The sequence below is a fragment of the Fontibacillus forbon genome (assembly GCF_046559655.1).
In the GTDB taxonomy this organism is placed as follows: Bacteria; Bacillota; Bacilli; order Paenibacillales; family Paenibacillaceae; genus Fontibacillus.
Map to the genome: position 1 here is coordinate 307,395 of NZ_JBKGFV010000006.1, position 10,336 is coordinate 317,730.

General features: G+C 47.3%; 7 protein-coding genes, 17 tRNA genes and 1 rRNA gene. 2 read left to right on the forward strand and 23 right to left on the reverse strand.

Translation table 11 applies throughout. The features are described from left to right. The first annotated feature begins 76 nt into the window (after positions 1-76). On the forward strand, positions 77-928 hold the full coding sequence (locus ACLB09_RS22600; RefSeq protein WP_410772102.1) for a YitT family protein: 852 nt from the start codon (positions 77-79) through the stop codon (positions 926-928). A 120-nt stretch (positions 929-1,048) separates the two neighbouring features. Here ACLB09_RS22600 and ACLB09_RS22605 read toward each other — a convergent pair whose 3' ends face one another. The 5 genes from ACLB09_RS22605 to ACLB09_RS22625 all read right to left on the reverse strand — a co-directional run bounded on the left by ACLB09_RS22605 (position 1,049) and on the right by ACLB09_RS22625 (position 6,733). Further along, positions 1,049-1,528, reverse strand: coding sequence for a nucleoside deaminase (locus tag ACLB09_RS22605; protein ID WP_410772103.1), 480 nt, complete (start codon positions 1,526-1,528; stop codon positions 1,049-1,051). Between the two features lie 161 nt (positions 1,529-1,689). Further along, positions 1,690-2,193 (reverse strand): anaerobic ribonucleoside-triphosphate reductase activating protein, encoded by a 504-nt coding sequence (nrdG, locus tag ACLB09_RS22610; protein WP_410772104.1) that lies wholly within the window; start codon positions 2,191-2,193, stop codon positions 1,690-1,692. A 6-nt stretch (positions 2,194-2,199) separates the two neighbouring features. Continuing rightward, a complete protein-coding gene (nrdD, locus tag ACLB09_RS22615) occupies positions 2,200-4,380 on the reverse strand; it encodes an anaerobic ribonucleoside-triphosphate reductase (protein ID WP_410772105.1) in 2,181 nt (726 codons plus the stop codon). 201 nt (positions 4,381-4,581) lie between these two features. Next, the gene (locus ACLB09_RS22620; protein WP_410772106.1) at positions 4,582-6,360 is read right to left on the reverse strand and encodes a M56 family metallopeptidase; all 1,779 of its coding nucleotides are present in this window, start codon (positions 6,358-6,360) and stop codon (positions 4,582-4,584) included. A 10-nt stretch (positions 6,361-6,370) separates the two neighbouring features. Beyond that, entirely contained in the window at positions 6,371-6,733 is a 363-nt protein-coding gene (locus ACLB09_RS22625; protein ID WP_410772107.1) for a BlaI/MecI/CopY family transcriptional regulator, read from the reverse strand. Between the two features lie 319 nt (positions 6,734-7,052). On the opposite strand from ACLB09_RS22625, the gene ACLB09_RS22630 reads away from it, so the two are divergent. Continuing rightward, a protein-coding gene (locus ACLB09_RS22630) for an IS3 family transposase (protein ID WP_410772108.1) occupies positions 7,053-8,161 on the forward strand; the annotation gives its coding sequence in 2 pieces (ribosomal slippage) (positions 7,053-7,290 and positions 7,290-8,161; 1,110 coding nt in all). A 258-nt stretch (positions 8,162-8,419) separates the two neighbouring features. Here the strand turns inward: ACLB09_RS22630 and ACLB09_RS22635 are convergent. From ACLB09_RS22635 to ACLB09_RS22720, 18 genes are all read right to left on the reverse strand, one after another. Next, positions 8,420-8,499, reverse strand: a tRNA-Leu gene (locus ACLB09_RS22635). 34 nt (positions 8,500-8,533) lie between these two features. Then, a tRNA-Arg gene (locus tag ACLB09_RS22640) sits at positions 8,534-8,610 on the reverse strand. Positions 8,611-8,622: 12 nt separating this feature from the next. Next, positions 8,623-8,708 (reverse strand) — tRNA-Leu (locus tag ACLB09_RS22645). 11 nt (positions 8,709-8,719) lie between these two features. After that, positions 8,720-8,793, reverse strand: a tRNA-Cys gene (locus ACLB09_RS22650). An 11-nt stretch (positions 8,794-8,804) separates the two neighbouring features. Next, positions 8,805-8,879: transfer RNA gene (locus tag ACLB09_RS22655), tRNA-Gly, on the reverse strand. Positions 8,880-8,885: 6 nt separating this feature from the next. Further along, positions 8,886-8,960: transfer RNA gene (locus ACLB09_RS22660), tRNA-Gln, on the reverse strand. Positions 8,961-8,982: 22 nt separating this feature from the next. After that, positions 8,983-9,058: transfer RNA gene (locus ACLB09_RS22665), tRNA-His, on the reverse strand. A gap of 28 nt (positions 9,059-9,086) precedes the next feature. Then, a tRNA-Trp gene (locus tag ACLB09_RS22670) sits at positions 9,087-9,160 on the reverse strand. Between the two features lie 7 nt (positions 9,161-9,167). After that, positions 9,168-9,252 (reverse strand) — tRNA-Tyr (locus tag ACLB09_RS22675). 5 nt (positions 9,253-9,257) lie between these two features. Beyond that, a tRNA-Thr gene (locus ACLB09_RS22680) sits at positions 9,258-9,333 on the reverse strand. Between the two features lie 23 nt (positions 9,334-9,356). Next, positions 9,357-9,432, reverse strand: a tRNA-Phe gene (locus ACLB09_RS22685). An 86-nt stretch (positions 9,433-9,518) separates the two neighbouring features. Beyond that, positions 9,519-9,595: transfer RNA gene (locus tag ACLB09_RS22690), tRNA-Asp, on the reverse strand. Positions 9,596-9,627: 32 nt separating this feature from the next. Then, positions 9,628-9,701 (reverse strand) — tRNA-Met (locus ACLB09_RS22695). Between the two features lie 23 nt (positions 9,702-9,724). Next, positions 9,725-9,800: transfer RNA gene (locus ACLB09_RS22700), tRNA-Val, on the reverse strand. A 61-nt stretch (positions 9,801-9,861) separates the two neighbouring features. After that, a tRNA-Glu gene (locus ACLB09_RS22705) sits at positions 9,862-9,936 on the reverse strand. 36 nt (positions 9,937-9,972) lie between these two features. Then, positions 9,973-10,064, reverse strand: a tRNA-Ser gene (locus ACLB09_RS22710). Between the two features lie 4 nt (positions 10,065-10,068). Next, a tRNA-Asn gene (locus ACLB09_RS22715) sits at positions 10,069-10,144 on the reverse strand. A 65-nt stretch (positions 10,145-10,209) separates the two neighbouring features. Continuing rightward, positions 10,210-10,336: ribosomal RNA gene (locus tag ACLB09_RS22720) — 23S ribosomal RNA — on the reverse strand; the annotation flags it as partial.

The following is a 10,336-nucleotide window of genomic DNA, read 5'->3' on the forward strand; positions in this document are numbered from 1 at the left end:
CGCACTTGAGATCGGCCTGACGGTCACCGTGATCGGGGCCGCCGGGCTGCCGTTACCTTGGAAAGGGGGAGTGAGCTTGAAAAACAAACTCACCGCCGAATCTCCAATGAACGACCGCCGATATCCCTGGCGGATTTATCCCGTTTTATTCAGACTTGCCGGCATCATCGCCGGAGCCATGCTTGCCGCCGTAGGATTGGAACTTTTTCTCATGCCGCATGGCATCGTGGTAGGTGGCGTAACCGGTTTGTCCGCACTCTTTGCCCTGTCTACGGAAATGAGACTTGGACTGTTTTTATTTCTGCTGAACCTGCCGTTACTTCTGCTGGCGCGCAAAAATATCGATGCCTCCTTCGCGCTGTTTACCGTGTGCGGCCTGCTCGTATTCTCTCTGGGTACGATACTGCTTCACCCTTATCCGGCGCTCATGGGCGATCCGCTGCTTGCCGCTTTGACGGGCGGTCTTTCACTGGGACTTGGTCTAGGGCTCGCCTTGCGCTTTGGAGGCGCATTGGATACGGCGGAGAAGGCCGTGGAAAGGTTTCGTTCCACGACGCGGAAGGGTCTTTCACCGGAAGGAATGATGCTGCTGCTGAACTGCTTCATCCTGCTTGCCGCCGGATTCCATTTCGGCTTTGAGCAGGCCGTGTATTCGGTAACCGCTTATATTCTCGCTTATGAAACGGTGAAAATCCCACTGTTTGGACTGAAATTTAACGTCATGGTGAAAATCGAAAGCCGGGAATGCTCCGAGATTCAAAAAGCGCTGGCTCTTTATCTGAACCGCCGCGCCGCGGATGTTGATGACGCCCCCGAAGGCGACTTTCATCAGGTGCTAAGATATAAATGCCATCGGTGGGAAACGCCCCGCCTTAAGGCGATTGTTAAAAATTGTGATCCGGACAGCGAAATTTCCATTAGCCCTTGAGATTTATTCATCGCCTTAATACCTAAATTGCAAAACGTCCCTGAAGCCTGCCGGATGATCTCCGGTATGGCTCAGGGACGTTTGTCGTTCGTGAATCCGACAGCTGCGGGTTCGCCGACATCAATATTCTATTTTATCGCTCGATGTTCTCCAGGTGTTAAACGGCAATAAATAGTCCTCGGTTTGAATCTGTTTCATGGGTATGAAACGATCTTCCATGGGCGTGGCGATCTGTTCGTAGATGAAATGATCGTCAAATCCGATGTCGGCGGCATCTTCCTTCGTGCTTGCATAATAAACGCCGTCCGGACGCGACCAATAAATAGCTCCTAAACACATCGGACAAGGCTCACAGCTGGTATAAATGGTGCAGCCCTTTAACTCAAAATCGTTCAAATAACGGCACGCCTCACGGATCGCCTGGACTTCGGCATGAGCCGTAGGATCGTTCAACGAGGTAACCGAGTTCCGCCCCCTTCCGATCACTTTCCCGTCTTTTACAACAATCGCCCCAAAGGGCCCGCCTTCGGCCTGAGCGACATTCTCTGTCGCTTCGAAAATCGCCATCTCCATCCAATGTTCATGATCTTTTTCTGTCATAATAATGTCTCCTTTAATTTGGGGTTCCGTCATACGCGGACAAGGTGTTAAAGGAACTTTCAAATTTAAGTTATTATATTCCTTTTTTCTTACCATTTCTATCCCTAGAACCCAAATCAAACAGCCCCCGTCTTGAACATCAAGAAGAGGGCAATTTACACTTATAGGGGCATTAGCACAGCCTGCTTCGTTCGCAAACTTTCTCTCACATCAATCACGCGCTGATTGTCGGAGCCCCTCCACTTTAACTTCAGATTACGCCGTTCCAAGATGAACTTCCCGTCGATCAGAACGTCACAGTAGGTCAGCAGCTCCCGTCTGTTTTCGTCTGCCACGATTTCCTCGAACGTATAACCGGACCAGACCCAGATATCCTTGCCGCGACATTCGTTGCGAACCCTGGAGGCAAGTCCCAGCAGTCCTTCGACATTCTGAAACGGCTCTCCGCCCAATATGGACAAGCCGGCGATGTGAACATCCGGCATATTCAAATCGCCAATAATTTGTTCTTCCACATCTTTCGTATAAGGCTTCCCGTAATTAAAGTTCCATGTGGCTGCATTAAAGCAGCCTTTGCAGTGATGCGTACAACCTGAAGTAAATAAGGAATGCCGAAGTCCTCTTCCATTGATGACGTCAAATCTTTTATAATCCGCGATGTACATAAAGTCTCACATATGCTTCACGCGGGAGAGTACTTCTTTTTGCTTGCCCGCATTAAACGGCCGTTGGCTCGGCTCCGACAAATAACCGCAGCAGCGCCGGATAACGGAAGATGTTTTCGGATTGGCATTGCCGCAGTTTGGACATTCAAAGCCGGTGTTCGTGGCCTCGAACTCACCTTCAAACCCGCATTCCAGGCATTTGTCCGTCGGCGTGTTCGTTCCAAAGTAAGGCACCCGTTCATAAGCATAATCCCATACCGCTTCCAGCGCCTCTGGATTGTTGACCAGCGAGTCGAATTCGCAGTACGTAATGAATCCGCCGCTCGCGTACTGCGGATAATCCTTCTCGAACTGTATCTTTTCAAATGGAGTTACTTTCTTGTTCACATCGAGATGGAAGGAGTTCGTATAATAACCTTTATCCGTCACGCCATCGACACGGCCGAACTTCTCCTCATCCAGCTTACAGAACCGGTAGCATAACGATTCCGCCGGTGTGGAATACAAGCTGAAGCCGTAACCGGTCTCTTCTTTCCATTGCTCGGCTTTTTTGCTCAGATGCTGTACGATCTGCAATCCTTTTTCCCGCAATTTCTGATCATCAAAAAGACAGGTTTCGTATAAAGCCATCATTGTTTCATGAATGCCGATATAGCCTAATGAAATGCTGGCTCTGCCGTTCTTAAGCAGATGGTCGATCGTATCCTCCGGTTGAAGGCGGCTACCCGCCGCGCCCTCCATATACAAAATCGGGGCCACCTTCGCTTTGACGCCTTTTAAGCGCTCAATACGATACATCAATCCTTCCTTGCACACTTCCAGGAGTTCATCCAATAGGCGGTAGAACGCCGCTTCCGAGCCGTTCGCTTTAACTGCGATCCGCGGCAAATTGGCGGTCACTACCCCCAGGTTAAACCGGCCGTCATGAAGTTCCTCCCCGTTCTCTTCATATCTGCCCAAAAACGAACGGCAGCCCATCGGAAACTTGAAAGAGCCGGTAATTTCTTTTACTTTCGGCACGGAAATAATATCGGGATACATCCGTAATGTACTGCATTTTAAGGCCAACTGCTTGATATCGTAGTTGGGATCCTCCGGTTTCAAATTGACGCCCTCTTCCAAACCGAAGATCAATTTAGGAAAAATTGCGGTTTTCCCGTCTCTTCCGAGCCCGCGGATTCGGTTTTGCAGAATAGCGATCTGGATTTGGCGCTCCGCCCAAGACAGTCCGCGCCCAAAGCCGAACGTACTGAATGGGGTTTGTCCGTTGGCGCTGACCAGCGTATTGATTTCATATTCTAGGGATTGAAAAGCATCATACGTTTCTTTCTCGGTCAGGCTTTTCGCATATTCAAGACAACGCGGGTACTTCTTATGTAAATCTTCATTTTCCCAGGAAACATCCAGGGCTTCGATTTCGTCATTTTCCAGCATATACAGCCATTCCAGGCCTTTTCGATAGTGCTTTTTGAAAGATTCAAACACATATGGAGCCAAAATTCTATCAATTTCATTAATCGTATTGCCTCCATAAATATGGCTCGCCACTTGTGCGATAATCTGGGCAGTGATGGCTGTAGCGGTTGTAATGGACTTGGGAGTTTCGATTTGGGCATTGCCTAGTTTGAACCCGTTTTCGAGCATTCCCTTCAGGTCGATCAGCATGCAGTTATAAATCGGAAAATAAGGGCTGTAATCCTGGTCATGAAAATGGAGGTCCCCGCTGTTATGGGCTTCAACGACCCGTTTAGGGATCATGTAAGTTTGAGCGAAGTCTTTGGCCATGATGCCTGCCAGCAAATCGCGCTGCGTCGGGATGGTCGCTCCGTCTTTATTGGAATTCTCCTTCAATACCTCTTCATTCGTGAGCTCCAGGAGCCCGAGTACCTTCTTGTCCAGGCTGCTGCGTTCGCGCCGTTTCAAAGTTCGAACTTCGCGATAGCCGATGTAGGCCTCCGCGGCGTCTTTCCTTCTGCTATTCATCAGAGCGGATTGAACTTCGTCTTGAATATGTTCGATATCCACCTTCTCAAGCTTGGAAATTTTCCGCGTCACTTTGTCGGCTATCTTTTGTGCCAATTCGGAATCGCCTTTTTTCTTCGTACTAATCATGGCCGCGCAAATCGCATCGATGATTTTCTGTTGATTGAAAGCTACCTCTGAGCCGTCTCGCTTAATAACTATCATTAAGTTCATCCTTCGTAGTTAATTTTAAAATCAGGCATCAACTATGGGGAAGTCCAAGCTTAGCCCGGCTTGTCCAGAGAGTATACCATAATTAAAATCATTCTTACGGTGATTCTGAACACTGACGAAGGTGAAAATAGAACTTTCGAGCTTCGAAGATACAGAACAGGCTGCCGGTAAAGCGGCAGCCTGTTGGAGTATCTATTCCAGATTGGCAGTACCTTGATACAACATTATAGCAGGATCTCCATCTACCGATTTTGACACCTTTACGCCATTTTTAATATCCTCCAGAATTCCTTCATACATGGCGACGGCTTCATCCACTTTCTCTTGCGTCCAAGTGTACCATCCGTCCGTTGGATTCCAACCTCTGCTCCCGATAATCGTGGATAATTCTTTCTTTTCCTGTTCCAGCCAATCTTTGTAATCATCATACGTCCACCATTCCACTTTTGATGCAGGATATTTAGCTTCGTATTCCGTCTGCGTCAGCCAGGTCAGGCCTCCATCCAGGGAAATCTTGCCCTCCTCTTTTTCACTACCGGTGCTTATGATGACTTGAGTAGTTATAGACGATGCATTTGCCATATTCTCGGCCTGTGCCTGATCTGCCCCCTGGATCTGATTATTCTCAGCCGCTCCTCCCTCGGCAAGCTCCATAACAGTGCTTTGAATCTCTTCCTTTTCTTTGGTCCTGGCCTCAAATTGCGATGGAGTAGCCTGCCGTAATCCGCTTAGCTTTCCCTTCGCATATGTCGCCGATAAATCTACCTCTCCGTTTTCCAGAGAGAAGCCGATTTCTGCTTGTTCATCGAAGAAATCCCTGACCTTTTTTCCGTTAAATGTGGCTACGCCTGTTTTAGTATCGTAAATCAGCCCGAATTTCTCATAGGGAGTCAGTATCCTTTTCATTTCTGCCCGCTCTTCCTCTTCACTATAAACGGGAGTATATGCACCGTTACCCTCAATTGCATTTGCATTCGAACTAGAAACGGGGCTCAACTGCGGATCTGCCGGTTTCTCCGCGGCAGTTGCAAACACGGTTGCTGTGCAGATAATCAATGAAGTGGCCAGCAGAGCAGCGGCTGTGGAAAATTTCTTCATTTTCATAATGGCGACAATCCTTTCTTCAATCGCATGTTTTGAGAAATGATTCCCTAAAGGGTTTAGCTTACTTTTTCGCTCTTCCATACTGATCAATGCCATCGCATATGCTCTTTTCGACGTCTGACCAAACGATCTCACCACCGTCTCATCGCAAGAAAGCTCAATGTCCCGATTAGCCAGCATGTACATCACCCACACTAGCGGATTGAACCAATGGATGCAGAGAACCGTGTTCAACAACAGCTTGGTTATGGCATCCAAGCGCCGGATATGTACGAACTCATGCATCAAAACGTAGGGCAACTGCTGATCGTTATTCCAGTCGGTTGAATTGGGCATTAAAATCACTGGCCGAAAAATGCCATAAGTTAGCGGAGATTTGATTTTATCGGATTGTCGAATCCGGATTGATCGCATCAGTCGATGTTCACTTAACCAACGCGAAACAAATTCGTTTTCCACCGGCAAAGAAGATCGAAACTCCCTGCGGCATTTAAGGTAAGCGATGGAGAAGAACGACGCACCAAGCGCGACACCCGCCAACCAAACAAGGAGCATCGGCGACCAAGTAATGAATGGTTCTGCTTCCGAAACCGGAGTTCCATGTTCCAAAGCATTCTCGGGAAAAACCATGGGAGAAGGAACAAGCTGATAGGTGTTAGTTCTTCCTCCAGAAACCAAAAGATCAATCCATGAATAGATGCTAAATCTTGAAGATAAAGAATACGGGATCAGCAACTGATAGATCACAATTCCCCACAGTACAAGAAAGGTTTTCTTCGGCAGTCGGTGGATGCATAGTGCTCGAATGATGACGACAACGGCAATCATTAACGCGGCAGACAAACTCATACGCAACAAATCGTCCAATGGATTCACCTCATTCATCAAGGCTATCTACGATCTGTTTAAGCTTCTCAATCTGTTGGGCCGACAAATTCTTTCTGCCGAGCAAAGAGGCAAACAGCTTGTCGACCGAGCCATCGAACACTTTGTCGACAAGCTCAGCGGTTTCCAACTCCTGTACCTGCTCCTTCCGGATTAGGGCATGGCACAAAAAATGAGGTTCTCTGCGTTCAATAGCGCCCTTATTTATGCATTTCTTGATGATCGTATACGTCGTGTTCATATTCCAGCCAATCTCATCCTTCAAAATATCCGAAATTTGTTTTGCAGTCTGATCCCCTGCTCTCCATAACACATCCATGACCTTCAATTCGGAATCAAACAACTTGATCGACATGGAACCCCTCCTTTCTCTAGACTACTACAATAGTTTGTTCTTGATTTACATACTACTGCAATAGTTTGATTAAGTCAACATGAATTATTCCGGAAATTTCCAATGACCGGACATTTACTTCTAAGCGTTATGCATAAAGACGCCGCCCGCCATATATCCCCTAGAGATGAAAAACCCCAAGCTCAATTGGGACTGACCCCATAACGTGAGACAAATTAAAACACCTTCAAGAGAATGCAACCATGTCGTAAGATATGGAGACAACCTTGGAGGTGTTTTTACGTTCGCAACAAGAGTGAGTTACCCTATAGAAGTTAAGATGAAAGCTATTGAAATGAGAACGGCTGGTGTTCCGGTGAAAGAAGTCATGGAGCAATTAAACATACGGAATAAGACACAAGTGGAAACTTGGATGAGATGGTATCGTAGTGGCGAATTGAATCGGTTAGAGCAGCCCGTAGGTAAACAATATAGCTACGGTAAAGGATCCGAGTATGCATCAGAATTAGAGATGCTAAAGTCCGAGAACAAGTTTTTAAAACAACAGGTAAATCTGCTAAAAAAGTACAACTTACTGGAGAGGAGGTATCGCCAAAAATTGTAGTGGAGTGGATCGAGTCTATCCGTGAGGAAATGAGTGTGACTCAAGCATGTAGATGGATAGGACTTTCTCGCGCAACTTACTATCGCTGGAAAGCTGAGTATGAGAAAAAGCATGAGGATCAGATGGTGAAGGAAATTGGCGAGCTTTGTATGCAGCATAAATTTCGTTATGGATACTGGAAGATCACAGCTCTGCTTCGGAAAGAGCATACAATTAATCACAAACGTGTGCAAAGGATTATGCAGCGTGAGGGGCTGCAATGTCGTGTTAAAGTCAAGAAACGCAAACCTACAGGGCAGCCAGCTTACATAGCGGAACACTTGCTTAAACACCAATTCGAGGCTGATGTACCCATGCAAAAACTCGTTACAGACATTACATATTTGCCGTTTGGTGGAAAAATGTTGTACCTATCAAGTATTCTAGACTTGTTTAACGGAGAGGTTGTCGCATACATTATAGCTGACAAACAAGACACCGCATTTGTGCTGGATACGCTCAATCAGTTACCATCTCTCCCAGGCACGATACTCCATAGCGACCAAGGCAGCGTCTACACGTCGCAGGCATATCAAGAAGCTATTAAGGGAAAAGACATTACCATGAGCATGTCCCGCAAGGGAACGCCCGCTGATAATGCCCCCATTGAATCGTTTCATTCCACGCTAAAGTCTGAAACGTTCTATCTCGAAGGTTTAACGAGTACAACGACGGCAATCGTTGAACAAGTCGTTCGAGATTACATTACTTACTATAACTCAATTCGCATTCAAACAAAACTAAACAACCAGTCACCGATTGATTATCGACAACTGGCTGCTTAACTTGCAAGGTGTTTTGATTCCTGTCTCATAAACGGGGGGCAGTCCCATTACCGCTTGGAGTTTTTCTTTCATACTTACGACCTTCGCCTTGGCCAGACGATACCTTATCGCGGATTCGAGTCTGGATGTTGACATCATGCTCGAGAAATCTCGCATTTCACGGCCCTTTTTCATGATAACGATCGACCTGCCAATGCTTACATAAAAAAACAGGTTTGCAAACTGCTTCAATAGCAATTAACAAACCTTTTTGTGTGATGCCGGTGAAGGGACTCGAACCCCCACGGTTTCCCTCACGATTTTGAGTCGCGCGCGTCTGCCAATTCCGCCACACCGGCATATTCATATTTATTTTCTTTAAGCGAGTTATAATGGCGTCCCCTAAGAGATTCGAACTCCTGACCTTTTGATTCGTAGTCAAACGCTCTATCCAGCTGAGCTAAGGGGACATAAATCAAAAGTGCGGAAGACCAGACTTGAACTGGTACGATAGTCACCTACCGCAGGATTTTAAGTCCTGTGCGTCTGCCGATTCCGCCACTCCCGCAAAAAAGAAAATGGAGGCGCCACCCAGACTCGAACTGGGGATAAAGCTTTTGCAGAGCTGTGCCTTACCACTTGGCTATGGCGCCTTATAAAAAAATGGAGCGGACGACGGGAATCGAACCCGCGACCCTCGCCTTGGCAAGGCGATGCTCTACCGCTGAGCCACGTCCGCTTAAAATGGCTGGGGATATAGGATTCGAACCTATGGATGACGGAGTCAAAGTCCGTTGCCTTACCGCTTGGCTAATCCCCAACAATGATTTTTTAGTTAAAAATGGGGCGATCGATGGGACTTGAACCCACGAATGCCGGAGCCACAATCCGGTGCGTTAACCCCTTCGCCACGACCGCCATAATAAAATATTCTTTTCGTAAAATCTGGCAGGGGCAGCAGGAATTGAACCCACACCAAAGGTTTTGGAGACCTTTGTTCTACCTTTAAACTATGCCCCTAAAGAAATGGTGGAGGCTGATGGATTCGAACCACCGAACTCGTAGAGAGCAGATTTACAGTCTGCCGTGTTTAGCCACTTCACTAAGCCTCCATGCATGGTGCCGTCGAGAGGACTTGAACCCCCAACCTACTGATTACAAGTCAGTTGCTCTACCAATTGAGCTACAACGGCATATTACATATTCAAAAAATTAATGGTGGCTCGGGACGGAATCGAACCGCCGACACGAGGATTTTCAGTCCTCTGCTCTACCGACTGAGCTACCGAGCCGTATCGAAAAGATTTCGGAACCTTCTACCTACCCCGGTGTTATAATCAGCGGTGGTTACAGTGACAGTTTCCTTCGTTTAAATAAATGGCGGAGCCGACGGGATTCGAACCCGCGGTCTCCTGCGTGACAGGCAGGCATGTTAGGCCTCTACACCACGGCTCCACACTGGTAAATCTCATCCCTAGAAGGGATAATTGCGGGGGCAGGATTTGAACCTGCGGCCTTCGGGTTATGAGCCCGACGAGCTACCGGGCTGCTCCACCCCGCGTCAGTAAAAAAGGTATTGAATTATGGTGGAGGCTGAGGGGATCGAACCCCCGACCCTCTGCTTGTAAGGCAGATGCTCTCCCAGCTGAGCTAAGCCTCCATGGGAAAGACAAATTTAATTGTACCAGAAAAGTTAGCCTAAAATCAAGTCTAAAGTTAAATGGTGACCCGTAGGGGATTCGAACCCCTGTTACCTCCGTGAAAGGGAGGTGTCTTAACCCCTTGACCAACGGGCCTCAATGAAATAAAGCGTTAATTTTAAAGAAAAATTATGGCGGAGAGAGAGGGATTCGAACCCTCGAGACGCTTGTGACGCCTACACGATTTCCAATCGTGCTCCTTCGGCCAACTCGGACACCTCTCCATAATGGCTCCCCGAACAGGACTCGAACCTGTGACAACTCGATTAACAGTCGAGTGCTCTACCAACTGAGCTATCAGGGAATATTCATTTTCAGATGATTGATCACCTGAAAACTGGATACGAAACAGAATTTGTGTTTTAGATATTGGATAAGCCCTCGACCGATTAGTACCTGTCAGCTCCATACATTGCTGCACTTCCACCTCAGGCCTATCAACCTCGTCGTCTTCAAGGGGTCTTACTAATTGGGAAATCTCATCTTGAGGGGGGCT